At 65.2% G+C, this 26,100-nt stretch carries 22 protein-coding genes, 2 tRNA genes, 1 pseudogene and 1 riboswitch; of the genes and pseudogenes, 16 read left to right on the top strand and 9 right to left on the bottom strand.

Features of this window, described 5'->3' with window-relative positions; genetic code table 11:
* Nucleotides 1–5: 5 nt before the first annotated feature.
* The 4 genes from DNA98_RS02455 to ispD all read right to left on the bottom strand — a co-directional run bounded on the left by DNA98_RS02455 (nt 6) and on the right by ispD (nt 4,258).
* A complete protein-coding gene (locus DNA98_RS02455) occupies nt 6–1,535 on the bottom strand; it encodes an iron ABC transporter permease (RefSeq protein ID WP_110525228.1) in 1,530 nt (509 codons plus the stop codon).
* Nucleotides 1,532–2,569, bottom strand: coding sequence for a thiamine ABC transporter substrate binding subunit (locus DNA98_RS02450; protein ID WP_233493036.1), 1,038 nt, complete (start codon nt 2,567–2,569; stop codon nt 1,532–1,534). The genes DNA98_RS02455 and DNA98_RS02450 overlap by 4 nt, the downstream gene beginning before the upstream one ends.
* Nucleotides 2,570–2,645: 76 nt before the next feature.
* Nucleotides 2,646–2,756: riboswitch (TPP riboswitch) on the bottom strand.
* A gap of 36 nt (nt 2,757–2,792) precedes the next feature.
* Complete coding sequence (ispE, locus tag DNA98_RS02445; RefSeq protein ID WP_165364050.1) at nt 2,793–3,617, bottom strand: 4-(cytidine 5'-diphospho)-2-C-methyl-D-erythritol kinase; 825 nt, start codon at nt 3,615–3,617, stop codon at nt 2,793–2,795.
* Nucleotides 3,617–4,258 (bottom strand): 2-C-methyl-D-erythritol 4-phosphate cytidylyltransferase, encoded by a 642-nt coding sequence (gene ispD / locus DNA98_RS02440; protein ID WP_110525222.1) that lies wholly within the window; start codon nt 4,256–4,258, stop codon nt 3,617–3,619. The genes ispE and ispD overlap by 1 nt, the downstream gene beginning before the upstream one ends.
* A 67-nt stretch (nt 4,259–4,325) precedes the next feature.
* On the opposite strand from ispD, the gene DNA98_RS02435 reads away from it, so the two are divergent.
* Nucleotides 4,326–5,105, top strand: a complete 780-nt coding sequence (locus DNA98_RS02435) for an undecaprenyl-diphosphate phosphatase (protein ID WP_110525220.1) — start codon at nt 4,326–4,328, stop codon at nt 5,103–5,105.
* 685 nt (nt 5,106–5,790) lie between these two features.
* Here the strand turns inward: DNA98_RS02435 and DNA98_RS02430 are convergent.
* The 4 genes from DNA98_RS02430 to DNA98_RS02415 form a co-directional block, all read right to left on the bottom strand.
* The gene (locus DNA98_RS02430; RefSeq protein ID WP_110525218.1) at nt 5,791–6,369 is read right to left on the bottom strand and encodes a UbiX family flavin prenyltransferase; all 579 of its coding nucleotides are present in this window, start codon (nt 6,367–6,369) and stop codon (nt 5,791–5,793) included.
* A 74-nt stretch (nt 6,370–6,443) separates the two neighbouring features.
* Complete coding sequence (locus tag DNA98_RS02425; RefSeq protein WP_110525216.1) at nt 6,444–7,820, bottom strand: sodium:alanine symporter family protein; 1,377 nt, start codon at nt 7,818–7,820, stop codon at nt 6,444–6,446.
* Between the two features lie 67 nt (nt 7,821–7,887).
* A complete protein-coding gene (locus tag DNA98_RS02420) occupies nt 7,888–8,964 on the bottom strand; it encodes a S41 family peptidase (RefSeq protein WP_110525214.1) in 1,077 nt (358 codons plus the stop codon).
* A gap of 31 nt (nt 8,965–8,995) precedes the next feature.
* Nucleotides 8,996–10,429, bottom strand: coding sequence for an ATP cone domain-containing protein (locus DNA98_RS02415; protein WP_110525212.1), 1,434 nt, complete (start codon nt 10,427–10,429; stop codon nt 8,996–8,998).
* A 178-nt stretch (nt 10,430–10,607) separates the two neighbouring features.
* On the opposite strand from DNA98_RS02415, the gene DNA98_RS02410 reads away from it, so the two are divergent.
* The 14 genes and pseudogenes from DNA98_RS02410 to DNA98_RS02345 all read left to right on the top strand — a co-directional run bounded on the left by DNA98_RS02410 (nt 10,608) and on the right by DNA98_RS02345 (nt 24,242).
* A tRNA-Cys gene (locus tag DNA98_RS02410) sits at nt 10,608–10,682 on the top strand.
* A gap of 56 nt (nt 10,683–10,738) precedes the next feature.
* Nucleotides 10,739–10,815 (top strand) — tRNA-Val (locus DNA98_RS02405).
* Between the two features lie 83 nt (nt 10,816–10,898).
* Entirely contained in the window at nt 10,899–11,717 is an 819-nt protein-coding gene (locus DNA98_RS02400) for a glycosyltransferase family 2 protein (RefSeq protein WP_110525210.1), read from the top strand.
* A gap of 540 nt (nt 11,718–12,257) precedes the next feature.
* The gene (locus DNA98_RS18465) at nt 12,258–13,664 is read left to right on the top strand and encodes an HD-GYP domain-containing protein (RefSeq protein ID WP_110525208.1); all 1,407 of its coding nucleotides are present in this window, start codon (nt 12,258–12,260) and stop codon (nt 13,662–13,664) included.
* A gap of 17 nt (nt 13,665–13,681) precedes the next feature.
* The gene (locus DNA98_RS02390) at nt 13,682–14,224 is read left to right on the top strand and encodes a DUF5317 domain-containing protein (RefSeq protein WP_110525206.1); all 543 of its coding nucleotides are present in this window, start codon (nt 13,682–13,684) and stop codon (nt 14,222–14,224) included.
* 31 nt (nt 14,225–14,255) lie between these two features.
* Nucleotides 14,256–15,266, top strand: coding sequence for an isocitrate/isopropylmalate dehydrogenase family protein (locus DNA98_RS02385; RefSeq protein WP_110525204.1), 1,011 nt, complete (start codon nt 14,256–14,258; stop codon nt 15,264–15,266).
* Between the two features lie 251 nt (nt 15,267–15,517).
* Nucleotides 15,518–16,658: pseudogene (gene pilM, locus DNA98_RS02380) on the top strand (type IV pilus assembly protein PilM).
* The gene (locus tag DNA98_RS02375) at nt 16,651–17,283 is read left to right on the top strand and encodes a flagellar protein FliT (RefSeq protein WP_110525203.1); all 633 of its coding nucleotides are present in this window, start codon (nt 16,651–16,653) and stop codon (nt 17,281–17,283) included. Before pilM ends, DNA98_RS02375 begins: the two are co-directional and overlap by 8 nt.
* On the top strand, nt 17,273–17,968 hold the full coding sequence (locus tag DNA98_RS02370; RefSeq protein ID WP_110525416.1) for a type 4a pilus biogenesis protein PilO: 696 nt from the start codon (nt 17,273–17,275) through the stop codon (nt 17,966–17,968). The genes DNA98_RS02375 and DNA98_RS02370 overlap by 11 nt, the downstream gene beginning before the upstream one ends.
* Complete coding sequence (locus tag DNA98_RS02365; protein WP_110525201.1) at nt 17,965–18,891, top strand: hypothetical protein; 927 nt, start codon at nt 17,965–17,967, stop codon at nt 18,889–18,891. The genes DNA98_RS02370 and DNA98_RS02365 overlap by 4 nt, the downstream gene beginning before the upstream one ends.
* A gap of 4 nt (nt 18,892–18,895) precedes the next feature.
* Nucleotides 18,896–21,205 (top strand): secretin N-terminal domain-containing protein, encoded by a 2,310-nt coding sequence (locus DNA98_RS02360; protein WP_110525199.1) that lies wholly within the window; start codon nt 18,896–18,898, stop codon nt 21,203–21,205.
* Nucleotides 21,206–21,299: 94 nt separating this feature from the next.
* Nucleotides 21,300–22,451: a chorismate synthase gene (gene aroC, locus DNA98_RS02355; RefSeq protein ID WP_110525197.1), complete on the top strand. Its 1,152-nt coding sequence runs from the start codon at nt 21,300–21,302 to the stop codon at nt 22,449–22,451.
* A gap of 61 nt (nt 22,452–22,512) precedes the next feature.
* Nucleotides 22,513–23,190 (top strand): shikimate kinase, encoded by a 678-nt coding sequence (locus DNA98_RS02350; protein WP_255418276.1) that lies wholly within the window; start codon nt 22,513–22,515, stop codon nt 23,188–23,190.
* Complete coding sequence (locus tag DNA98_RS02345) at nt 23,187–24,242, top strand: 3-dehydroquinate synthase (RefSeq protein ID WP_110525195.1); 1,056 nt, start codon at nt 23,187–23,189, stop codon at nt 24,240–24,242. The genes DNA98_RS02350 and DNA98_RS02345 overlap by 4 nt, the downstream gene beginning before the upstream one ends.
* On the opposite strand, the gene rsmF is transcribed toward DNA98_RS02345, so the two are convergent.
* Entirely contained in the window at nt 24,202–25,575 is a 1,374-nt protein-coding gene (gene rsmF / locus DNA98_RS02340; RefSeq protein WP_110525193.1) for a 16S rRNA (cytosine(1407)-C(5))-methyltransferase RsmF, read from the bottom strand. The genes DNA98_RS02345 and rsmF overlap by 41 nt on opposite strands.
* 127 nt (nt 25,576–25,702) lie before the next feature.
* Here rsmF and acpS point away from each other — a divergent pair, with 127 nt between their 5' ends.
* Nucleotides 25,703–26,068, top strand: coding sequence for a holo-ACP synthase (gene acpS / locus DNA98_RS02335; protein WP_110525191.1), 366 nt, complete (start codon nt 25,703–25,705; stop codon nt 26,066–26,068).
* Nucleotides 26,069–26,100: the final 32 nt, after the last annotated feature.

The following is a 26,100-nucleotide window of genomic DNA, read 5'->3' as shown; positions in this document are numbered from 1 at the left end:
GGTGCTCAACCCAACCCCCTCCGCCCTCGATCCAAGAGCAAAAATAACCCCCCCGCCAACAAAGCCAACAACCCCGCCAGCGCCAGCGCCTCCTGGAAGGGCTCCGCTCCCGGCTTGCCCAAGCGCTCGTAGATGGCCAGGGCGAGGGTGGCCCACTCGGGACGCCGCAGCACCAGGGTAGCCCCGAACTCCCCCACCACCGCCGCCAAGGCCAGGGCCGTACCCGAGAGGAGGGCAGGCCGCAGCAGGGGCCACTCCACCCGCAACAGCCTCCGCCAGGGGCCGGCCCCCAGCACCCGGGCGGCCTCGAGCACCCCCTTGGGCATAGCCCGAAAGGCGGGCAGCAGGGCGCGGGCCAACAGCGGATAGCTCAGCAGGGCGTAGGCCCCGATCAGGATCAAGAGCGAACCGCTCAGGCTAGGGTACGCCAGCAGATACCCTAGCCCCACCGCCACCGGGCTCACCATGAGCGGGAAGAGGCCCGCCAGATCGAGGCTCCGCTCCCCCCGCCAGACCGCATAGGCATAGAGGAAGCCCAGCGGCAAAGCAACGAGCAGGCTGAGACCGGCAAAGCGCAGGGTGTTGGCCAGGGCCAGCGCGCCAGGGGTGAAGTCCCCGCCCGTCCAGGCCGAGGCCAGAGCCCCCGGGGCAGCGAAGGCTCGAGCCAGCAGGGCCAGCAGCGGGGCGTAGAGGGCCAGGAAAAACAGCCAGACGCCCGCCGCCAGACGCCAGGCCGCGGCGGGAGGCAAGGGCTTGGGCCGGGGGGCAGCGCTCAGGGAAAGGGCCAGGCGCCTTTGCGCCCCCAGATAAAGCAGGCTCACCAGCGCCAACACCGCCAGTTGCAGCAGGATCAAAGCGGTGGCCTCGGGGAAGGCCAGGCGGTAGGCCAACAGCCCGTAGACCTCGACCTCGAGCGTGGCGTAGCGCGCCCCACCCAGCAGGAGGGGCAGGCCAAAGCTGCTGAAGCTATAGAGAAACGTCAGGCCACCCCCCGCGAGGAGGGCCGGGGCCAGCAGGGGGACCCCCACCCGCCAGTAGGCCCGCCACGGGCTGGCCCCCAGGGTGCGGGCGGCGGCCAGGGGGGGCTCGAGGGCCGGCAAGACCGCCACCAGCATCCGCAGCACCAGCCCCAGGTTGTAAAACGCGCTGGCCCAGAAGAGGATCCACGGGGTGCCGTAGAGGTCGACCCCCAGCACCCCACGGGGGCCTACCAGGGCCAAAAAGCCCAGCGCCACCACGAGGGTGGGCAGCACAAAAGGGACCGTCGCCAGGGAAAGCCACAGGTCGCGCCCGGGGAAGCGGTAGCGGAAGGCGTAGGCCAGCGGAAGCGCCAGGGCGACCACCAATAGGCTCGAGCCCAGCCCGTAGGCCAGGCTCCAGGCCAGGCGTCCCCAGTAGTAAGGGTTGGCCAGGGTGGGGCCTAGCCCCTCCCCCAGCCCCAGGGCGAGGATCCGCCCCAGCGGGTAGAGCAGGGCCAGGGCCAGGAAAACCCACACCAGCCAGGCCCCGCAGCGAGCAGGCTCGAGCCGCCTCACCGCCGGGCCTTGCGCACCGCGAGGGCGCTCTGGCCTTGCAGCACTACCTCGGTCCACTCGCGCACCCAGCGCTCAGCCCCCTGGGCGATCCGCTGGGGGGAGAGCTGGGCGGGTTCCTTGGGAACCTCCGCCCACTTGAAGACCTCCGGCAGCGCCACGTCCTTGCGGGTGGGGTAGACCCACATCTGGGTGGGGATGTTCTCCTGCGCCGGCTTGGAGAGGAGCCAGTCCACGAACTTGCGGGCGGCCGCGGGCTGCTTGGTGCCCTTGAGGATCCCCACGAACTCCACCTGCAAAAAGCTGCTCCCCGGCAGCAGCAGGTTGCCGGTAGGGGGCTCGGTGAGCTTTTTCTCGGAGTAGAACAGCTCGGCGGCGGGGCTGGTGGCGTAGGAGACCACCAGCGGGCGGTCGCCCCCGTTTTTGCTAAAGGCGGTGTAGTAGGCCTCGCTCCAGCCCTTCTCCACCCTCACCCCACCCTTGCGCAGGCCCTCCCAAAAGTCCAGGTAGCCGTCCTCGCCCAACGTCGCCACCGTGGCCAGCAGAAAGGCCAGGCCGGGGCTCGAGGTGGCCGGGTTTTCCACCACCAGGAGCTTGGCGAACTCGGGGCGGGCCAGGTCGGCGAGGGTCTGGGGCAGGGCTTTGTCCTTGAAGTGGGCTTTGTCGTAGTTGAGGGCCACGTAGCCGAAGTCCACGGGGAGGGCCCGGTAGGTCGGGTCGAGGACGAACTCGCTGCGGAGCGAGGGGAGTTGAGGGGAGCGGTAGGGCTCGAGGATGCCCGCCGCCAGCGCCTTGGAGAGCAGGGAGTTGTCGAAGCCGTAGAGGACGTCCGCGACCGGGGCAGCCTTGGTCAGGATGGCCCGGTTCAGGGTCTCGCCCGCGTCCCCAGCCTTGAGGAAGCGGAGCTTGATCCCCGATGCTTGCTCGAACTGGGCGATGAGGTTTTTGTCGAGGTTGAAGCTCTCGTGGGTCAGAACGGTGAGCGTAGTGGGTTGGGCCAAGGCCGGGGCCATGAGAAGGCCCAGTAACCCACCCATCCAGACGATCCCTCTGGCCAACGTGTTGCGCGGTGTGCTCCAAAACATAAAACCCCCTTCGTGTCACCGAGAAGGGGCCTTTCTCTGGTCACTCTCCCTACGCCGGTATGACCCGGATCAGGTTCCAAGAGTCGGGCTTGCGCCCTCTCAGCCCAGGCCGTGTGGCCGGGCTCCCCCGGTGACAAGCCTGATCTTACACCCTCCGGCTGAAAATGGCCTGACCTCAGGCACTTTGGGCTGGGCGAATCCAAAAGCGCGGAAAGCGTTCGCGCAGCCGGGCAGCGAGATGCTGCGCTTGGGCTGGGTCCGAGGCCAGGGCCAAGAAGGTCGAGCCCGAACCGGACATCAGCACGCCCCGCAACCCGAACGCCCGGAGCGCCGCCTTGAGTTCGGCCAGCTCGGGGCGGAGGCGGAAGACCGGGGCCTCGAGGCTATTCCACCAGGGAGGCTCTTCCCCCCCTTTCAGGGCCGCCAGGATGGCGGCGACGGGCAGTTCGGGAGCGTAGTCGTCGGGCTTCGTGACTTGGTAAGCTTCCGTGGCGGAAACCGCCAGGCCGGGGTTGACCAGCACCAGATGGAGCCGGAGGGGCTCGAGGGGGGAGAGCACCTCCCCGATCCCCCGCGCTTCGGCCAGCCCTCCTCGCAGGAAGAACGGTACATCCGCCCCTAGGGCTCGGGCGATGGGAAATAGGTCCAGCGGCGCCGGGTAGAGCTGCCGCAGGCCGAGCAGGACCGTGGCCGCATTCCCCGAGCCCCCCCCCAGCCCAGCGGCGACGGGCAGGCGCTTCTCGAGCAGCATCCGCACCCCGCCCGGATTCCCCGCCGCCTCCAGGTAGGCCTGCGCCGCCCGATAGGCCAGATTCCCTGGCCCAGTTGGTAGATCGGCCCCCCTGACTTCCAGGTGAACGCCCTGGGGGACGGGCTCGAGGGCGATCCGGTCACCCACGTCGAGCGCGGCAAAGAGGGTGTGCAGCTGGTGGTAGCCGTCCGCCCGCCTGCCCAGCACCGACAGGCCCAGGTTGACCTTGGCCGGGGAAAACCGCTCGATCATGGCGCTTCCCAAACCCGAGCCAGCCCCTCCGCCAGCGGGAGGTCCTCAGGGTAGGTGATCTTGAACGCCCGGCGGTCGCCCTCCACCAGGGCCACCCGCCGCCCCAGGGCCAACACCAATTGCGCGTCGTCGGTAGCCTCGAGCCCTTCTTGGCGTGCTTTGCGGTGGGCCTCGAGCAACAGCTCCCGCCAAAACCCCTGCGGGGTCTGCACCAGGCGGTAGGCCTCGCGCGGGGCGGGGGGGCCGTAGAACCCCCCGGCTTCTTGGATGAGGGTGTCGGGCACCGGGATCACCGGAACCGCCGCGCCGTGTTGGCGGGCGGCCTCGAGCACCCGCTGGGTGACGGCTGGGGGCAGAAAGGGCCGGGCCACGTCGTGAACGAGCACGAGGTCGCCAGTGGCCTCGAGCAAAAGGGTGTATACGCTCTCCTGGCGGGTTTGGCCCCCCGGCAAACAGCGCACCCCGGGGCGGTCCAGGCTATACCCCGCAGGCAGCGCCACCAGCCGTTCATCGGCCCAGGCGAACGCGGCGAGGGCCCAGTCCAAGAGGGTGCGCCCACCGACCTCGAGCCAGGCCTTGGGCCCCCGGCCCAGCCGCTCCCCCGATCCCGCCGCGGGCAACAGCACCGAAACCTTCACGCCAGAATCGTACTACGCGGAGGGGCTTCAGGCTCCGCTCATCAAGAGCAGGAAGGATTAGGGCGGTATGACGGCTTTTGAAGCGCTCGTTTTGGGAGTTATCGAAGGGCTTACCGAGTTTCTGCCGGTCTCCTCCACCGGTCACCTCACCCTGGCCGCCCACCTGCTCAAGATCCCCGTGGAGAGCGACGACTTCGCCAAGAGCTTCCTCATCGTGATCCAACTGGGGGCCATCCTGGCCGTGCTGAGCCTGTACCTCGAGCGTTTCCTACGGGATTTCGAGGTATGGAAGCGCATCGTCGTGGCCTTCATCCCCACCGGGATCATCGGCTTCGGGCTCTACCGGGTGATCAAAGACCGCATCCTGGGCAACGACCTCATCGTGGTGGTGGCCCTGGTGGGGGTGGGGGTAGTGCTGCTCTTCGTAGACCGCTGGCTGCAAGGCCACCAGCGCTACGAAGACGTGGACCAGATGCCCCTAGGGCGGGCCCTTTTGATCGGAACCTTCCAGGGTCTATCGGCCATCTTTCCCGGAACCTCGCGCAGTGCCGCCACCATCGTGGGGGGGATGGTCTCGGGGCTCTCGCGGCGGGCGGCGGCGGAGTTCTCCTTTATCCTGGCGGTGCCGACCATGCTGGCCGCCTCCGCCTATGACCTCTACAAAAGCGCCCACACCTTCCCCCATGAGGGGTACGGGCTGATGGCGATAGGGTTCGTGGCCGCCTTCGTCACCGCGCTGCTCACGGTGCGCTGGCTTTTAGAGTTCGTCAGCCGCAACACCTTCGTGCCCTTTGCCATCTATCGCATCCTCATCGGGGCGGTGTACGCGATGTTCTTTCTGCGCTGAAGACGGTCAGCCACCCGCGAACCCTAGGGCTTCTCCCAGCTCGGGTGGGGCGGCGCTGCGCCAGGGCGGAAAAGATGCGATGGAAGGCCTCGCTTGGCCCGGGGGGATGGCCTGCCCCGAGCAGCCTTCGCTTTTTTCGGACGGCCCCCAGCGATAAGCCGGGGGCTTTTGCTTACCACTCCCTCGCCCTACCCCACCAAAACCGGATAGTCGGTGAGTTCTTCGACCGATACGCTGCTGGTGTGTCACTCGTGGCGCTGGCAACGCCGACGCAGAACCCGTTTTTCAGCGCTTTACGGGAGGGGATTATGGGATGGAGTTACTATGCGCTCGAAAAGATTTCCCGGCAACGGCAAAGCGAGCTACTTCAGGCGGCCAGGCAAGACCAGCTCATCGCTGCCGCTGCTACGCGCCCAGCCCCTTCCTCTCTGTCTCGCCGTATAGGGGCTTTGCTGATCAATATCGGCCAACGCCTCCAAGGGGGTGGGGGTCGCCTAGGAGAGCGGCCGTGAATTTCTTTCAGGCTCGAGCCCTCCGACCAGCGATGCCCTCTTCCCAAGACGCCACGGGCGAGGCGCTTCTCGACCAAAGCGGCCTCGAGCCCCGCATGGCCTCATCCAGACCTGAGGGAAAGCGGCGGACGTATCGGCGACCAGCCTGTTTCTCCGGGCGGCCCTGGCCTCTTCTACCCTTCGTCTTTCCATCGGGCCGAGCGCGGGTATGAAATGTCTAGCAAGTCCAGGATCCGCTGGGTGATGAAGCCCAGCAGGTCCTCGATGTGTTGGGGTTTGTGGTAGAAGCCGGGGCTGGCCGGGAGGATGGTGGCCCCGGCCTGGGCCGCTTTGACCATGGCCTCGAGGCTCGGCAGCGGCAGGGGGGCCTCGCGGGGCACCAGGATCAGCGGGCGCCGCTCTTTGAGGGTGACGTAGGCTGCGCGGGTCAAGAGGTTGTCGGCCAGCCCCCAGGCGATCTTGGCGAGGGTGGTGGCGCTACAGGGGATGACCACCATCCCTACCGTGCGAAAGCTGCCCGAGGCGATCGGAGCGCCCAGGTCGGGGGAGCGGTGGACGGCGTGGGCCAAAGCCTCCACGGCCTCCACGGGGGTCTCGGCCTCCTCGACCAACACCCGCTTGGCCCCTTGGGTCATGACCAGGTGAATCTCCAAGTGGGGAATCCGGCGCAGGGTGTGAAGCAGATCGAGCGCATACGGCATCCCTGAAGCCCCGGATAGGCCAACTACCACCCGTTTAGACGCTTCATCCACGAGAAGAGTCTAAACGTAGCGGCTCCTCTGCTGTGTGCCTCAACGCCCCCACCGCGGGGGTTGGGCCGCGGCCTTTAATCTTCAGGGATCCGCCAGGGTTCACCCTGGAAGAACTCCCGTACCAGCTGCGCAACCAGCGGGGCTAAGAGCAGCAAAGCCAGCAGGTTGGGAATAGCCATAAAGCCATTGAGGGTGTCGGAGATATCGATAAACGCCTTGAAACCACCGATGGGGGCCACAAAGGCCATCACCGTGAAAGCCAGCCGGTACGGCCAGCGGATTCCCTCGCCGAAGAGGTAACTGGCGGCCTCTTCGCCGTAAAAAGCCCACGAGACCATAGTCCCGAAGGCCAAAGCCGCCAGCGTCAGGGCTAGGACGATCTGGCCGATGCTCAGCGGGTAAGCCTGAAACATCGTCACCGCCGCCTGCGGCGCAGCGCCCACCCCTTCGCGCTGCCAAAGCCCCGAGGCCAGGAAAGTAAGGGCCATCAGGGTGGTCACGGTGAGCGAGACCAGCATCTCCGCCACCCCCCAGAACCCCTGCCGCACCGGGTGGTCCACCTGAGCCTGGGCGTGGGCGATGGGAGCCGAACCCAACCCGGCCTCATTGGCAAAGATGCCCCGCCCCAACCCGGCGTTGATCACGGCGATGTAGCTGCCCACCGCCCCGCCCGCGAAGGCTTGCAGGTTGAAGGCCGAGGCGAAAATCTGGGCCAGGGCGGTGGGGATCTGCGCAGCGTAGAGGATGAGCAGGGGGAGAATCGCCAGGGCCAGCAGCAGCAGCTTAATCGGCGCGATGAACTGGGCAAACGCCGCGATACGCCGAATGCCTCCCCCGATGATGACCCCCACGATGACCGCCACCACTAACCCGGTGATGGCCGGGGGAACCTCGAAAGCAGCCTGCAGAGCGTTGCCTACCGCTCCGGCCTGGGAGAGGTTGCCAATCCCGAAAGCAGCGACCGCAGCAAAAAGGGCAAAAGCCCCGCCCAAAACATTCCCGAAGCGCCCCAGGCGGCGGCCAAGCCCCCGCGAGATGTAAAACATCGGCCCTCCCGAAACGCTGCCGTCGGTGTAAGCACGGCGGAAATGCACCGCCAGGGTGGCTTCGGCAAATTTGGTGGCCATGCCCAAAAGGTAGCCCAGCCACATCCAAAACACCGCCCCTGGCCCCCCGGTGAGGATAGCGGCGATCATCCCGATGAAATGCCCGGTACCCACCGTGGCGGAGATCGCCACCATCGCCGCTTGAAAGGGGGTGATCTGCCCACCAAACCCCTGCGCCCGCTCGCGAATGGCCCCTAAGGTCTCCGAGACGATAACCCCCAGCCGGCGGAACTGAATAAAGCCGAGCGCCACCGTCAGGATGAGACCCACCGCCAGGAACACGAATTTAGCCTCGAGGCCAAACACCACCCGGTTGAGCGCCGCGTTGATGGCTAGCACGTCCATATTGCCTTCACTTTACGCGAGCTGTCCCGCCTAGGCGGGGTCAACTGAACGAAGCCACCACCTTTTCTTAAAAGCGCCGCCCCACTCGGATCTTCTCCACCCATGCAGGGAGGCTGAAGCGCTTGGGCTGAGGGCTATCAAGGTAGCGCAACGCCGCCTCGAGCTGGGCCTCCGCGCCCTGCACCGGCAAGTCCGGCTCGACCCCGCGCCCTTCCCAGGTGGCCCCCCGCAAAGGGGCCAACACCCCTGCGGCCACCATCGCCACCGCCCCGTCGGGGAAGCAGTAGGGGATCAGGATCTCGGTGTTACCTGCGGTGCGCTCACCGATCAAGAAGGCCCGCCCCGCATCCTTGAGCGCCCCGGCCAGCCCCTCGGCCGCCGAGTTCACCCGGCCATCGATGAGCACCACCAGCGGCTTTTGGGTGTTGGCCCGTCCAAAGGCCGGCTGGGTCGGCTGGGGAAAGGTGCCCAAGCTAGGACTTACGATCCGCCAGGGGAACCCCCGCAAGAAAAGCCCGGCCACCTCGGCCATACGCAGCGCCAGCCCCCCTGGATTTCCCCGTAGGTCGAGGATGTAGCCCTTGATCGGGCTTTTGCGGAACCCCTTCGCCTCATATAGGCGGATAACGGAGGCCAGGGTGCTAGCAACCTCTGGGTCTATCAAGTTCGACAACCGAACGATTACCGCCCCACCGCGCAGGCTCACCTGGGGAGGGGTAAAAGCAGCCCCCCGCGGCTCTTCGGAGGGTGAGGTGGAGGCAAGGGAAGCCTCGGGGCTCGAGCCCCCCTTCTCCCGCCCCGAGGGGCGTTCCCAGGCCTCGGGATAGGGCAACGGCAGGCACTGCGCCCCCGAAAGGAACAACCCGGCCTCGTCGGGGCCCAGGTAGGTGGAGTGGTCGTCGCGGAGCTCGGCGTACATCTCCTCGATGAGCCGGTCTAATTCCCTCCAGCTCCCGACCTCGGGGAGTTTGGCCCGGTAGCGCTGGCCTACCGCCTGCCAGTCCACCCCGTGATGGCTCTGGTCCCAGTAGTGCTCCTGCACCAGCCGCCAGGCGTACTCGAACTGCTCCGCATAGCGGCTGGGGCTAGCCCACGCGCTGCCCAGCAGCAGGCCCAGCACCAAGCCCCAAAAACCCCTTTTCATCCTCATTAGTGTGCCACAGCTACCGACCGCGTTAGACGGCTTCCAGCACCTCCCCGTACACCTTCTGCATCTTCTCCACGATCACCTCGAGCCCCCGGTCGATGGCCCGGTCCAGGTTATCGCCCGGAATCACCGGGATGCCGGTCTGCTCCGCCAGCTCGAGGAGGTGACTTTGGATCAGGCGAATGGCGGGGAAGTTGCGCAGGTAATCCTCCCGCGGGCGGTTGCCCTGGGTCTCGCGCTCGCGCAGGATAAAGCGGCTGCGGTGCAGGGCCTCGTCTTCCAGCATCATCAGCATGGGAATCTGAATAACCTGCGACTGCGAGGGGTGGGAGAGATACCCCGGCACCACATGCACCCCCTCCACTACCACCGAGGTGTGCTCCTGGGCGCTGCGCTCCTGAATAGCCCGCAAGCCCACCGCCACCCGGGCCACCTGGTCGCGGAAACCGCGCAGGATCAGCTCCGGGCTGGGAGCTGCCCCCTCGGCCCCGGCCAGCCGGGTCCAGGCGTCGAAGCTCGAGGTGTGGAGGGTAGGGATCAGGTCGGTCGCCACGGTTGAACGCAGGATCTCCCGCACGGTGTCGGTGGAGATGAGTCGGGTGATGCCCAAGCGGTAGGCCAAAGCTGAGCCCAACAGGCTCTTCCCTACCCCGGTCACCCCGCCGATGAGCAGGTGTACCGGGCGCACCGTGCGGCGAATGGCCCGCAGCAGCTCGTACTTGCGAGCCAGGTCCTCCCCCACCTCTTCGGCCAGCAACGCCGAGGCCACCGCCCGCAGCTGATCGCGGCTCACCACCCGCTGCCCCTCTTCGCGCAGCCGGCGTTCGATCTCGCGGGCGATACGGTAAGCGGCATCTGGCGAGACCCCAGCGGCCATGATGGATTGGGCCAGCACCCCTTTGGAAAAGGGCACCCTGGGCTCCCCTGGCTCCTCCTCTACGAAAAGCTCCCCCGCCAACCACAGCCGCCCGGTATAGCGCCGCCGGGCAGCCCGGCCAAACTGCTTTTCCACCAACCGCCCTACGCGTTTTTCTAGCTCGGCGGAATCGATCTCCCGCACCCCATCTTTGCGCAGGGCAGTCTCGGCACTCTTGGCCAGCTCGTACGCTTCGCGGGTGGAAAACCCCGCGTCCTCGAGGCTACGCGCCAGCACCCCCTTGGAAAACGGGCGGCGGGTATCCCCGCTCTTGACCACGATCTCCTCAAAGCTTTGGGTCTGCGATTTGAGCCGGGCCGCCACCTCGGGGCCCAGCACCCGCTCGACCTCACGGGCGAGCAGCCGCTTGAGCGCGCTGGCGCTGATTTCCGATCTCCTGCGACCTCGCAGATGCTCTTCGATGGTATGGGCGATGGACTGCGCGACCTGCATCTTGACCCCGGCGTTGAGCAACGACTCAACCAACAATCCCTTGGAAAAGGGCCACCGGTAGCCCCTCGAGGTCTTGATATAGGTCTCCCGCATAGGGCAATCATAACACTCGCAGCCACTAAAGCATTGCGTATCCCGCAGTAATTTAGCTACCCTGGGGCTAATGGCTTGCTCGGAATTGGGCGCCGCCGTCCTGGGGTTTTCCTGCTTTGACAGCCACTGCGGCGTGTGCTAGCATACCCGTTGCGGTTGACGCCGCAGCACCTTTCGCGGCGCTGTAGCCAAGTGGTAAGGCAGAGGTCTGCAAAACCTCCATTCGCCGGTTCGAATCCGGCCAGCGCCTCCAAAACCGGGCCGCAAGTTGCCGGCCTATGCGCTGGAAACGGCGCACCAAGCCCACGTGGGCGCGTAGCTCAGCTGGCCAGAGCACTACCTTGACACGGTAGGGGTCGGAGGTTCAAGTCCTCTCGCGCCCACCACCTCCCAGACGAGAAACCCCCTTTATGCAAAGCGCGCATAAAGGGGGTTTTGGTGCAATAAGGGTGCAGCTAAACTGGTTCTGGTGGCTCTTTCGGTAGTGGTCGTCTCCTATAACGCTCGAGCGGTCCTGCGCGAGTGCCTGCGGCGCCTCACCGCCCATTACCCGGAGGCCGAGCTTTTGGTGGTGGACACCGGCTCGAGCGATGGCAGCGGGGCCATGGTGCGCAGCGAGTTTCCCCAGGCAAGGCTTATAGCAGTGGCCAACCGCGGCTATGCCTACGCCGTGAACCGGGGCTTGGAGCACACCCAGGGTGCTTACACGGCGGTGATGAACAGCGACATCTACCTCGAGCCCGGCGACCTCGAGGCCCTGCAACACGCCCTGGACGAGGAGCCCACCGCAGCCCTGGCGGGGCCGGTGCTGCTGACCCCTTCCGGCAGGCTACAGTCCTTTGGGCTCTTCTACGCCCCCAACTACTGGCGGCTGCGCAAACCCAGGCCGGTGAGTTGGCTCTCGGGGGCGCTGCTCTTGGTGCGGCGGGCGGCGCTCGAGCGCCTGGGCGGCATGGACGAGCGTTTTTTCTTCTATAACGAAGACCTCGAGTGGGGCCTGCGGGCCCGCAGGCTGGGCTTCAAGAATCTGTTGGTTCCCCGGCGGGTCTTGCACCTGGGGGGGGCTTCCACCCCCAGCGACCCCCGCTTTATCGCCGAGGGGTACCGGGGAGGCCTCCTGCTGAGCGCGGAGTATTACCCCTGGCTGCACCGCTTGCACCGGAAAGCCGTTTGGCTCGAGGCCCATTTACGCCTATACCTTGATCGAAACCCAACGCGGCGGAAAGGATACCGCCTGTTGGCAGACTGGCTCACCGAAAAAAATGTAAACGAGTCTTTATTTATTTAAACAGCAAAGTTACAATTTCGCCCAGGAAAGACCTGAGAAACCGATGAGTACGGCCACTTGGGCTTTCCTAGCACCATTTATCAATTTTGGCTTTACTCGCCAATTTTTCATTTGCAGCACGAAATAATCCTGAATTTTTGCTGTACCCGCACCCAAGGGCACGTATGCGTGCTATACTGGGTGTGGTCTTTCTTTACATTGCTGAAGTAATGTGATAAATAAACAATTTAGGCCAAGTTGATACTTACTATACATCTCTTGACTATTGGAACCGGATGGTCTACCCTGATCTCAAGCAAGGGGGAACAAAACCCCCACCCAGAACCAAAAGGAGAGATGAACATGAAAAAACTGATCGTTCGCGCCCTGACCCTGATCTCCAGCCTCGTAGCCCTTGGACTCGCCGTTGGCGCTACTGCTGAGTGGAAGTAAGTTCTCGATAAAGGACTGATTTCCCTAAGAACCCTACAGGGGTTCTTTTTCTTTTTCAGAGAGGCCTGTTAAAGATTGTTTACATCTGCCGCTTATGCTCTTCATGGAATGAAGCGCATCGCCGAGGCGGTCTCACCACGAACCCTCATTTATATTTTTGGGGTAGCACTGGCCGCTATTGTCCTAGGTGTTTACCTCTATACCGATGGTCCACAAAGTCATGCCCATGCTTGGTATACCTGGTGGGACATCATCTTTTGGATCGCCTTGGTGGCTTGGTCTACCCGCGTTGCCGTAAACCTCCCGATCAATGCATCGATGTCGCATTTGTTCGTGATCATCCTGGGTGCGATAATTATTTTTCCACCTTGGCTCGCAATGCTCATCGTCGCCATTGGGTATTTCAGCTCTGATCTTGGCAAACCTACATTCCCCTGGTACAAAGATCTTTTCAACCGCGCCCAAAACACCCTGGTCACAGGATTGGCAGCCCTGGTGTGGCACTTTTTCACCAAGGTACTCCCAGTTACTTTGGGGCGTTTTGATGTAAGCACGGGGGTAGCGATTGTTGCTGCTTCTTTTGTTTTATTCATCTCAAACATCACCTTGGTTTACTACGTAATTCACCTGGCCTCCGGAGTTCCGCTCCGCAAGATCTGGGTGGATAACTTCCGCTGGCTTTCGACGAGCTACTTCATCCTGGCGCCCATCGGGCTGCTTATGGCCCGAGCCTACCAGACCCCGCTGGTGGGGGGCTGGGGCGGGTTCAGCGTGCTCTTTATACTCATGCTGCTGTACTACTCCCGCTTCTACTGGGACGAGCGGGTCAAGCTACAGGAAGCCTTGGATAGCACCATCGAGGTACTGGTCAAAGCTCTGGATGCCAAAGACCCCCACACCCGCCTGCACTCCGAGCGGGTAGCGGCCATCGCCAAAGACCTTGCCAAGGCCGCCGGGCTCGACGAGAGCGACCGGCGCAAGATCGAGTACGGCGCCCGCATTCACGACATCGGCAAGATCAGCATCCCCGACTCTATCCTGCTCAAACCGGGGCGGCTCACCGAAGAGGAGTTCGAGCAGATCAAGCTGCACCCCACCGAGGGTCTCAAGCTGCTCCATCCCGCCCGGCGCTATATGCGCGACGTACTCCCCATCATCCGCCACCACCACGAGCGCTGGGACGGGCGGGGCTACCCCGATGGCCTGGCCGGGCAAGAGACCCACCTTTGGGCGCGGATTGTAGCGCTGAGCGACGCCTACGAGGCCATGACCGCTGGGCGGCCTTACGTGAAAGCCAAAACCCCCGAGGAAGCCCTGCGCGAGATCTTGGATTTGGCCGGTAGCCAGTTCGACCCCAAACTGGCTAAGCTATTTCGGGAGCTGTGGTCCCAGGACCCGCTTTGGAAGGATCGGGAGGTTTTCCTACGCGCCTATACCTCGCCAGCGCCCTCCTCGGATTCCTCGGCGCCCTCCTCGCCGGGGCCCGCTTACCGGACTTCGGAAGAATTGAACTGAAGTCCGCCTGGGCTTTTGTGTTGGCTGCCGGGCTCGAGGGCGGCCTGGCTTTTGCCACCGTCCGGGGACTCCTCTCCCCCGAGCTGGCCGGGCCTATCGCTAAGGTCTCGGTGCTGGCCTTTGTAGGTTACGGCCTGCTGCGCAACCTGCACCTCAAAAGCCTGTGGTTCGTCTGGCTGGGCCTGCTGGCCAACACCCTGGTGATCCTCGCCAACGGCGGGCACATGCCGGTGAGCGCGGCGGCTTTGCGCCAAGCTGGGTTGGGCCACCTCGAGCCCGCCTTGCGCAACGCCTACGACGCCGTTCATGTCCTGATGCACGAGCAGACCCGGCTTTGGTTTTTGGGAGATGTGATCCCGGTACAGTTCAAGATCCTGCGCAATGTCATGAGCCTAGGCGATGTGCTGCTCATGCTGGGGATTGCTGGGGTGATCCTCGAGGGGGCCTTGCAGGCAAGCGGGCGCGACCCGTTCAACCCCCCCAAGCCGACCAAGTTGCGCCTGGCCCTGGGGCTCTACCTGGCTGCGGTGGTGATTTGGGCCTGGCTAGGCCGGGCGTAGTCACCCCCGTTGGAGCTACAATAGCCGAGGTATGAATCGAGTTTATCGAATCTGCTTGATCGAAGGCGACGGTATCGGCCACGAAGTGGTTCCAGCGGCCAGGCGCGTGCTCGAGGCGACCGGACTCGAGTTCGAGTTTGTAGAGGCCGAGGCAGGCTGGGAAACCTTCGAGCGAAGAGGCACCTCGGTGCCCGAGGAGACCGTGGAGATCGTCAAGTCCGCCGATGCCACCCTCTTCGGGGCCGCCACCAGCCCCACCAAGAAAGTGGAGGGCTTTTTCGGGGCCATCCGCCACCTGCGCCGCCGGCTGGACCTCTTCGCCAACGTGCGCCCGGCCAAGCACCACCCCGTCAAAGGCTCCACCCCGGGAACCGATTTGATTGTGGTGCGCGAGAACACCGAGGGGCTTTATGTCGAGCAGGAGCGCCGCTACGCCAAGGGCAAGGTGGCCATCGCCGACCGGGTCATCACCTACGAGGCTAGCTACCGCATCGTGGAATACGCCCTCAAGCTGGCCCGCACCCGCCGCAAGCAACTGGCGCTGGTGCACAAGGCCAACGTCCTGCCGCTTTCCGATGGGCTATTCCTCGAGGCCGCCTACGACGCTGCCAAGCACTACCCCGACGTCCAGGTCTCCGAGGTGATCGTGGACGCCTGCGCCATGCGGCTGGTGCGCAACCCGCAAAGCTTCGACGTGCTGGTGATGGAAAACCTCTTCGGCGATATCCTCTCCGACCTCACCGCGGGGCTGGTGGGGGGTTTGGGTATCGCGCCCTCGGGCAACATCGGCGAGCAGGCCGCCATCTTCGAGCCGGTACATGGTTCCGCCCCGGACATCGCCGGGAAGGGGGTGGCCAACCCCACCGCCGCCATCCTCTCGGCGGCCATGATGCTCGACTATCTGGGAGAGCACGAGACCGCCCGCCGCATCGAGAGAGCGGTGGACCTGGCTCTAGAGCAAGGCCCCCTCACCCCCGACCTGGGGGGCCAAGCAAGCACGCTCGAGTTTGCCCAAGCCGTCGCTGCCGCGCTTCGACCATAAGCCAGGCCTTGTGGGATCGGGGTGAGCCCTCGAGGCGCTTTAGCCGTTCTTAATCTTCTTAAGATCCCCCTCATAAACCCCGCAAATAGGGGTAATATGCGGATGTATACGCTCGGGATGAGGATTTTCTGCGCGCCACCAGGGGCAACGGCCGCCAACCCGCGCCCTGTTTCTGCGCGGTGGGGTGTGACGATTAGCCATGAGGTAGCGGTTTTGGCTTGTTATACTCCGGTGAGTTGAAAGGGGGCAGAGTGCGAGAGCTACTAAGCAGCTTGTTAAGGCCACGGGTCGAGGCTTTGGGCCTCGAGATCGGCTCGGCCAACCTCAAGCTGGTGGAACTGACCGGCCACCCCCCCACCCTCCGCGGCTTGGCCATCCGTCCTACACCGCCAGGCACCATCCAGGACGGAGCTATCGTGGAACCGGGGGTGTTGGCCGGGGAGTTACGCGATATGCTGGGCGAGTTGCGCACCCGCAAACGCTACGTGGTGGCCGCCGCCAGCAACTTGGCGGTGATCACCCGTAACATCCAGGTGCCCAAGATGTTGCCCAAACAGCTCGAGGAGGCCGTGCGCTGGGAAGCCGAGCGGTACATCCCCTTCCCTATCGACGAGGTCGTGCTGGACTTCGCTACCCTGGATGACCCGGAGAGCATCGCGGACGGGGAGCAGATGGAAGTGGTGGTGGGAGCGGCTCGCCAGGAGACCATCGCAGGGCTGGTTGAAGCCATCAAGGCCGCCGGGCTCGAGCCCCTGGTCATCGACGTGAAACCCTTCGCCGGGCTCAGGCCAATGGAGCACAAGCTCAAAGCGGAGGGCGGGCAGGCTCCGGTGACGCTCTTCCTGGAGATCGGGGCCGAATCCAGCGCGTTAGTGCTCACCCGGGGCGAGCGGCTCTTGCTGAACCGCGTCATCAACCTCTCGGGCAAAGACTTCACCGCCGCCATTGGGCGGGCTTTCAATTTAGACCCGGTGGCGGCGGAGGAAGCTAAGAAGAGCTACGGTTTGGCCACCATCCCCACCGAAGACGAAGAGCTTCTCCTCGACTTCGACGCCGAGCGCGAGCGCTTCAACCCGGCCCGCATGTACGATGCCATCCGCCCGGTGCTGGTCGAGCTCACCACCGAGCTAAGGCGCAGCCTGGAGTTCTTCCGGGTGCAAGTGGGCGACCTGGGGATCGAGCAGGGCTTTGTGGCCGGGGGGGGGCAGCAAGCTGCGCGGCCTGGTCCCGCTGCTCTCGGACACCTTGGGAATTCCCCTCGAGCCCGCCAATCCCTGGCAAAGCATCTCCTTCGATAAAAGCCGCTTTGACGGGGACTACCTCAAAAGCCTGGCCCCCGAGTTCACCGTTCCGCTGGGCCTGGCCTTACGGGGGGTGAACCCGCTTGATTAGGCTCAACCTCCTCCCCAAAAACCTCCGCCGCCGGGTCGAGCCCGGCTGGTGGCGGTTGGTGGCGATCCTCTTCGTGGCCGTAGTGCTGGGCATCGTGGGCTATCTGCACTATTCCGCTTGGAGCCAGCTCCAGGCCCTCGAGGATGAACGCGACCAGCTGCGGCTGGAGGTGGACGTGCTCCGGCCCGCTATCCGTGAGCAACAAGATCTGCTCCGCCGCCAGCAGGAGCTGCAACCTTTGGAGCAGGTACGGCAGCAACTGGAGAGTCGCCGGATACGCTGGTCAGACAACATCGCCGCTTTCGTCAACCAAATCCCCCGCGAGAACGGCCGTTTCGGGGTAGCCCTGCGCAGCATCGGGGCCAGCCTGCGGGGTCAGGGCAACTCGCCTGCTCCCGGAGATAACCTCTACGACGGCAAGCCGGTGAAGGTGGAGTTCAGCCTCCAGGGCGAAGCCTTGGGCCAAGCCCAGCTGGTCCGTTTCATCGAAGCCTTCGAATCCTCCCCCCGCTTCGGGATCAACTTCCAACAAGCCACCCTCGACCAAAACCGCGGCCTCTACACCTTCAGCGCCACCGTGGGGATGGTCGACGAAGCACAAGGAGGTGAGCAGGGTGCTCGCTAGATTCGGACAGCGCGAGTGGTCCTTGATCGCCATCGGGGCCGCCATCGTAATAGGGATTTTGTGGTTTTACTGGATGGTGCAGCCTTTACGCCAACAGGCCGAGTTTGTCCGGCTGGGCAGCAACGGCGAAGCGGTAGCCCCCACCATCCCGGTGAACGGCCCGCTGCCTGAAGACCTCGGCATTGACGATCTGCAAGCCGCCCGCGACCGGGGCCGCCGCGCCCAGGCCGCACTGGGGCAACTCCGCAGCACCATCGCCGAGCTCGAGGCCCGCCAGCAGCAGTTCCTGCGCGAGCTGCCGCCGCAAGAACGCCTAGCCGATGTGCTGGCCTCGCTGGCCCAGCAAGCCCGGCAAAGCGGGGTCACGCTGCGCAGCATCCAGCGCTCGCCGGTGGCCCAAACCGACGTGCAGGGGGTGCGCAGCGTGAACCTGGCCCTCCAGCTCGAATCGCCCTTCTCCGAGCTGTACGTCTTCCTGCGCCGCTTGGAGGAGCTGCAGCGTTTCAGCAGCATCTCCGGGCTCAACATGAGCCTGGGCGGAACCTCCGGACAAACCGCCGACCCCATCATCAACACCAGCCTGACCATGACGGTGTATGTCTACCAAGCCCCGGGAAACGCAGCTCAGCCCGCTAACCAGCCGCAAGGCGGCACTCCGGCCCCGGGCCAGGGAGGTCGGCCATGAGTTGGCTCAGGCAGCTCCCTCAGTCCACCAAGGTGTTGATCGCGGTGGCGGCGCTGGTCTTGGTGGTCACGCTGTGGTACGTGCTGTTCTTCTTACCTGGGCAGAACCAGGCGGCTAGCTCCCTCCCACCGACCGGCGAGACCACCTCCCAACCCCGAACCATCCCCCCGACTTCTCAGGCCCCGGGAACCGTGGCGCCGGCCCGGCCCCTCGAGGTGCTGCCGATCCCCTTCTTGGCGACCCAGGCCCCAGCTCAGCCGGAGACCGGGGGCCAGGCCAGTACCCCTGGCCCCCGGGTGCCCGGGCGGGTGCAGGGACAGGCTCCGCCAAACCCCTTCGTGCCCCTAATCATCGAGACGGCTGCGCCGCCCGCTATGGCTAGCCTGCCACCGGCCACCCCGATCCCCAGCACCTCGGGCCGGGTTCAGGTCCGACAACCCAGCGTCCCTCTGCCGGGTCCATCGCTGCCCCGGAGCAATCCGACCCCTACCCCGGTCACCCCCCACCCCCAGGTTGCAGCCCCACAGATCGTTGGGGTTCCGGCTTCCCTGGCAGGCGGGGCCAGCCTCTCCGGGGGGGCGCTCCCTCTGCGGCTTAGCCCCCTCGAGCGCGAGGTGGCCCAGCCCGTCCCCCGCCCCGCTACTCCCCAAACCGCGGCGGCCTCTCAACCCGCCGCGCCGCCGGCCCCAGCGGCCCCCTCCGGGCTGGCCGGGTTCGTGCAGGAACAGGGGATCAAGCTAGTCATGACCACCCTCGGGCCGACCAGCGTGGCGGTGTTCCAGACCAAGGAAGGCTATGTCGTGGTTCCGGTGGGAGAAAAGCTCCCCGGTACCGAAGTCCTGGTCAAAACCATGACCGCAAACGAAGCTACCCTGGTGCGCGGCGATGAGTCCTTAGCTATCAAACTTGAAGGCGGTGAATGAAGCTATGAAACGACTGCTGGCAACGCTGGCCCTGCTCAGCTTCGGCTTGGCGAGCTTTGGCTGGGCGGGTAGCCTCCCTACCGACAGCCGCTTCGATGCCCCGGTGCGGTTAAATATCGCCAATACCGCAAACTCTCAAACCGTCCCCACGCTCCCTTTGGATGTGGTGCTCGAGGCGCTGGCCAAATCAGTCGGGCTCCAGCCCCTTATCTACCGGGAGTTCCCCACCGACGGGAACGCCGCCAACGCCAAACCCGCCCTGCCCAACATCAAGCTCGACTTTGAGGGGCGGCCCTTCCGTCAGGTGTGGGACCTGATCTTCAACACCTACGGGGTCCAGTTGAGCCTGGACTACCAGCTCATCGGGAACAACACCATCGTGGTGGCCCCCAGCGCGCTCATCACCTCGCTCTCAGAGGCCCAGCAGCGGGGAGGAGACCGCAGCCGGGTGCTCTACTTGGTGAGCATTCCCCCGGTGGTCTACATCGACGGTACCAAGATCGACTACGAGAAGGCCAAGGCCTGGGTCAAGGACAACTTCATTCCCTTTGCCACCACCGAGTTTGGCAGCCTCTCGGTAAACTGGATCGTGGTGCAGCAGGGCAACACCTTGGCCGCCCTCTCCTCCATCGTGGGTACCACTGCCCAGCACAACCGCTTCCAGGACACCCTGGCCAAAGGCCGCTACACCTACGAGGTCTTGACCGGGGGGGCCACCCAGGCGGAGCAACCCCAGGTCAGCAAAATCGAGCGCCTCTATACCTTGCAAAACGTCTCTTTCAACGACCTGCAAAGCTTCTTGCTGGGGCAGCTACCCAGCCTCGAGATCTCGGTGGTGCCCACCAACCCTAAAGCCGCCTACATCCGCGGAACCGACGCCGACCTAAAAAAGCTCGACGAGCTGCTCAAGACCGCCGACCTGGCCCGCGCCTTTAAGCGGACCTATGCCCTGCAAAACCTCACCTTTGAGCAGGCTAGCCAGCGGCTCCAGCCCCTCTTGACCGGGGATCTCAAGGGGGTCAGCCTCGAGCCCATCCCGGGCAATCCCAACGGGCTTTTCGCCAACGCCACCGAGGCTCAGCACGCCCAGCTTGCCGAGGCCATCAAGGCCATCGATACCCCCATCGTCCAAGCCCCGACCAGCGACATCATCCGCCGCATCTACACCCTCAACTTTGCCAACCCTGCCCGCATCGCCGACTTCCTGCGCAAAGAGGTCAAGGGGATCAGCGCCGAGATCATCGAGGGCCAGCCGATAGTGGTGGTGCGCGGCACCGAGCAGCAGCAGCAGGAAGTGGCAGACCTCATCAGCAGCCTGGACAAACCCACCAGCGAGCAAGCTGCCGCCGCTTCGCGCACCCAGCGGGTCTACAAGCTGAAGTTCGCCAATGCCCCGGCCCTGGTGGAAGCGCTGAGCAAAGTCAATACCGGCACCGCCACCTCTGGAAACCAACCCCCTACCACCTCCGGTCTGCCGAGCCTGGTCGCCGACCCCAGCACCAACAGCATCATCGCCGTGGGCAGCGACGCACAGATGCGCAACTTCGAGGGGACGCTGGCCCAGCTTGACGTACCCAAGCAGCAAGTGCAGCTTCAGGTGCGCATCCAAGCGGTCAACAGCAGCGTGATCCGCAACCTGGGCCTCAAGTGGGACACCATCGCGGGGGGAAACCTGGTGGCCTCCATCCTGGAGACCGGCCTGAGCCTCATCTTCGACGCCACCCGTAGCCTGGCCTCCTTGAACATCCGGGCCACCCTGAACGCCCTGGAGAGCCAAAACCTCTCCCGCCGCATCTCCGACGCCAACTTGCTCGTCGAGAGCGGTTACGGCAACGACACCAGCGACCTGCGCCAGGCCAGCGCTGCCGGAGCCGAGCTGAAGGCGGGGGGCAAGCTCCTCATCGTGACCACTGCGGCCAGCACCGGCCAAGGCAGCGGGCAGCAAAGCGTGCAGGAGTTCGATGTGGGCCTCACCCTCAGGCTGCGCCCCCGCATCACCCCCGATGGCCAGATCATCCTCGAGGTCTACACCCAGACCGGCGACCAGCCTCAGGTGCTAGCCTCAGACCGCACCTTCCTGCCGGTCAACAGCACCCTCTCGAGCTTCCGCCTCAAGGATGGACAAACCGTGGTGATAGGCGGGTTGGTCCAGACCACCACCACCAACACCGAGACCAAGGTTCCCCTGCTGGGCGATATCCCCCTCATCGGGGCCCTCTTCAAACAGACCACAACCGAGAACAAGCAAGAGGAGTTGATCGTGATCATCACCGCCAACATCGTCAAAGAGCAGCAAACCACCATGGGCCGGTAACCCTCGAACACCCTCAGCCCCCCGCAAAGCCTCGCGGGGGGCTGTTGTTGTGCCCGCTAGGCGCACCCCGGCCCTTCTGTGCTAGGCTCTTGCTATGCGGTTTCTGACCTCGGGCGAATCCCACGGCCCACAACTCACCGGGATCATCGAGGGGCTGCCGAGCCGGCTCCCCCTCAGCGCGGAAGACATCAACCCCTGGCTGAAAAAACGCCAGGGCGGCTACGGGCGCGGTCGGCGGATGGTGATCGAGACCGACACGGTGGAGATCGTGAGCGGGGTGCGCTCCGGGCGCACCACCGGGGCCCCGGTGACCTTGGTCATCAAAAACGCCGACTACCGTAACTGGAGCGAGATCATGGACCCAGCCCCGGGGAACGAGCCGCGCAAAAAGGCCCTTACCGCGGCGCGCCCGGGCCACGCCGACCTCGCCGGGGGAATCAAGTACCACCACAAGGATCTGCGGGACGTGCTCGAGCGAGCCAGCGCCCGCGAGACGGCCATGCGGGTGGCGGTGGGGGCGGTAGCCCATAAGCTCCTCTCCTTCTTCGGGGTGGAGAGCGTGGGCTTCGTGGCGGGGATGGCCGGGGTGTGGAGCAAGGTCCCCTTCGATTGGGAGCTACGCAGCCGCATCGAGGAAAGCCCGGTGCGCATGACCGACCCGGAGGCCGAGGCCGAGGTAATCCGCCGAGTGGACGAGGCCAAAGCTGCAGGCGACACCCTGGGCGGGATCATCGAGGCCCGCTTCAAGGGGCTGGTGCCGGGGCTGGGCTCGCAGATGCACTGGGAGCGCAAACTCGATGGCCGGGTGGCCCACATGGCCATGAGCATCCCGGCGGTGAAGGGCGTGGAGATCGGTACGGGCTTTGAAAACGCCATGAAACCGGGGTCACAGGTGCACGATGCGATCTACTGGGAAGAGGGGCGCGGTTACTACCGCCGGACCAACCGGGCCGGCGGCACCGAGGGGGGCATGAGCACCGGCGAGGAGCTGGTGGTGCGGGCCGCGCTCAAACCCATCGCTACCCTGATGAAGCCCTTGCCGACCGTCGACGTGGTGAGCCACCAGCCCGCCGACGCCGCCCGCGAACGCTCCGACACCACCGCCGTGCCCGCAGCCAGCGTGATCCTCGAGGCCCTTACCGGCATCGTGCTGGCCCAGGCCTACTTGGAAAAGTTCGGCGGGGACACCCTGGAAGAACTCGTCGAGCGCGTGGAGCGGTACAAAGAGCACGCCCGGACATATTGAGCCATGGCAGCGCCTTGCCGTAGGCCATACGCCAACAACCGTTCACGAAGACGTAGGACGCATGCCGTACGACTTCCCAACCTCCCGCCTCAGGACCTATCCTCCGGCCATGCTGCACATTGACCGCCCCACCACCTGGGTCTCCCTCACGGGCTTCATGGGGGTGGGTAAAAGCCGTATCGGGCGGGAGCTGGCGCACGAGCTAATGCTGCACTTCATCGACTTGGACGGCTATATAGAGCGCGAGACCGGGCTCACCATCGCCGACATCTTTCGCCACCTGGGCGAAGAGACCTTCCGCCGCCTCGAGGCCGAGGCGGTGGGCGAACTGGTGCACAAAGACTTCCTGGTGCTCTCGCTGGGCGGTGGGACCTTCATGAACCCAGAAAACCGCCAAAAATTGCTGAACCGGGGCCTCGTGGTGGCCTTGTGGGCCAGCCCCCAAACCATCTTCGAGCGGGTGGGACGCAAGCCGGGCAAGCGCCCTATGCTCGAAGGGGGAGATCCCCTGGGGCGTATTCAGCAGATATTCCTCCAGCGCGAGCCGATTTACCGCCAGGCCCACCTCCATGTCTCCACCGACGGGCGACGGGTGCAGGAGGTGGTGAAGGAGATCGTCGGGAAGCTGTGGGAGTATACCCGGCTTCATCCCGAGTTTGCTCCCCCCCCCACTTCGCCGACCAGCCCCCCGTCCCCAATGGAGGTCTTCCACGAAGCCGCAGACCCGGAGGAGCTGTGATCCAGCTAGCCGTAGAAACACCTAAGGCCTACCCGGTGGTGCTCGGGCATGGGCTGAGCCCGCTGGCCAACCCTAGCGGTCCCCGGGCTTTGTTGTACGACCGGGCAGTGGAGGGTTTTGCCGAGAAGCTAGCCGACCGCCTGGATATCCCAGCGCGGTTGGCCCTCGAGGGGGGGGAAGGGGCCAAGACCCTCGAGGTCTACGCCCGCTGCCTCTCCTGGCTGGCTAGGGAAGCCCTGCCCCGCAACACCACCCTTTACGTGGTGGGGGGCGGCACCCTCACCGACCTGGGCGGGTTTGTGGCGGCAAGCTACTTGCGGGGAATCGGGTACATCTCCTTCCCCACGACCACGCTGGCCATCGTGGACGCCGCGGTGGGGGGGAAAACTGGCCTCAACCTGCCGGAGGGCAAGAACCTGGTGGGGGCGTTTCACTTCCCCCAAGCGGTCTACGCCGACCTCGAGGCCTTATCCACCCTCCCCCTCCCCCTCTTCAAGGAGGGCCTGGTCGAGGCGTTCAAGCACGGGCTCATCGCGGGGGATGAAACCCTTCTCCAGCTCGAGCCCCTGGCGCCGGGCTGGGGGGGGCTCGAGGAGTATCTGGCCCGCGCCGTCGCGGTCAAGATTCGCGTCGTCGAGGCCGACCCCACCGAAAAGGGCGAGCGCAAAAAGCTGAACCTGGGCCACACCCTGGCCCACGCCCTGGAAGCCGCCACCGCCCACCAGGTCTCCCACGGGGCAGCGGTAGCCTACGGGCTGTTGTACATCAGCCTGGTCGGCCGGGCCCTAGGCGGCCAGGACCTGGTGCCCACGGCGCAAAGGCTCTTGACCTGGCTCGAGCCCCCGCCCCTACCCGAGCTTTCCTGGGAGGGGTTGCTGCCCTACCTGGCGCGCGACAAGAAGAAGCTGGGCACCAGCCTCTCCTGGGCGGTGCCGATGGGCCTCGGAGATGTTCGGATAGAGCCCGTGGACGATGGAACCCTGCGGCAAGCGTACGGGGAGTTCCAGGAGCTTATAAACCAGCCCGGCCAGGCCGCAGGATCCCGCCCTTAAGCTTGCCCCACCCCAGGCCAAAGCTCCCCGCTTGGGTCCGCACCCCTACCCACACCGTCCCGTCCGGGCCGTCGCATTCGATGAGGTTACCCTCGGCAAACGCCAAAGTTCGCGGGTCTTCCGCCGCCAGCTCGAGGCGCGGACTGACCTCCTCGGCGCGCAAAAAGTGCGCCAGGGGTTTCCCCGGCAACAGCCGCCCGGCCTGCACCTTGCCCAGGTAAAGCCCCGGCGCCGGGGCGCGGATCCCCGCAAGGCTCGGCAGCCCCTCCGGCAGCAGGTAAAGATGCCCGGCCCGTTCCCAGATCTCGCCCTCCAGGTCCGTTCTCAGGTGCTCGGCAGCAAAGGCCCCCCAAGCCATCCTGGCCTCCTTCGATAACGGCGGCACCCGCTCGTAAGCCGGCGAACCCTCATGGCCATCGGTCTTGCGCAGTTTGGCCAGAAAGTGGCCCTCGCCGCGCAAGCGGTGGGGCCACAGCCGGGCGGTCTTGGCCAGTTCGGGATCGCCGCCACCCCAGGCGGGGACACCCGCGGCAAACGAAGGGTGAAGCTGGGCAGGCTCGAGCACGAACTCGGGATTACGGGCGAGGAAGTGGGCGATCACCCCCTCGTTTTCCTCAGGGGCGAAGGTACAGGTGGAGTACACCAGCACCCCGCCGGGGCGCACCAGACGGCCCGCCTGATCGATCAGGCTGCGCTGGATTCGAGCCGAGCGCTCCGGGGCCGCGGGCCCCCAGTGGCGCACGGCTTCGGGCTCCTTGCGAAACATCCCCTCGCCCGAGCAGGGGGCGTCGAGCACCACCCGGTCGAAGTAGGCTCCCCAGGCTTCGGCCAGGCGTTCCACCGGGGCCCCCACCACAGCGAGCCGGGCTCCCCAGCGCTCGACGTTCTCCAGTAGCCCTCGAGCCCGCCTGCCGTCCACCTCGTTGGCGATGAGCAAGCCTCCTCCCCCCATGCGGGCGGCGAGGTGGGTGGTCTTGCCGCCGGGGGCTGCCGCTAAGTCCAAGACCCGCTCGCCCGGCCTTGGATCGGCCAACGCTCCCACCGCCTGGGCGGAAGGCTCTTGGATGTAGTACAACCCGGCGTAAAAAAAGGGGTGCGGGCCAGGGCGGGCTTCCGGTGGGTAGTAGAAGCCCTCCGCGCACCAGGGGATGGGCTCTAGCGGCCAGGGGCTCAAGCTTTGGAACCGCTCGGGCGAGAGTTTGAGGGTGTTGACCCGCAAGCCGTAGCTGCGCTCGCCTGAGGTAAGGGCACGGAGGAACTCCGGGAACTCGGCTCCCAGCAGGTCGCTCATGCGTCGAAGAAAGGGTTTGGGCAGTTGCACAGCGCAAAGCATAGCAGCGAGGGGGTAGCATGAAGCTATGACACTGCCCATTCCGGAGAGGCCCCACAGTTTGGATGAGCAGAGCCCGGAGCGTCTGGAATACGACGGGGGCTGTATCTACACCAACCTCGAGTAAACCATGCCCATCGTAGCCATTGGCACCGACATCGTATCTGTAGAGCGCCTGCGCCGGGTGTTCGAGCGGCACAAAGGGCGTTTCCTCGAGCGCCACTTCACCCCGGAGGAGGCGGCCTACTGCCTGGCCCAGGCCGACCCCCTGCCTGCGCTGGCGGCCCGCTTTGCCGCCAAGGAGGCTTTTCAGAAGTGCTGGCCGCACAGCTTCGGCTGGCGCGAGGTCTGGGTGGAGAAAGAGGGGATGCGGCCCCGGCTGGGCTATGCCCCCCAGATCGCCCAGCGGATGGCCGCCGCGGGTTGGCGGGCGCATCTTTCGCTCTCTCACGAAAAGGAGCACGCCCTGGCAGTGGTGATCCTGGAGGCGCTATAGGCGAGGTAGGGCGACCGGGGCGCTCCCAAACG

The sequence above is a fragment of the Meiothermus sp. Pnk-1 genome (genome assembly GCF_003226535.1).
In the GTDB taxonomy this organism is placed as follows: Bacteria; Deinococcota; Deinococci; order Deinococcales; family Thermaceae; genus Allomeiothermus.
Note: the sequence above shows the minus strand (reverse complement) of the source record. Positions and strands in the feature narration are given on the sequence as shown.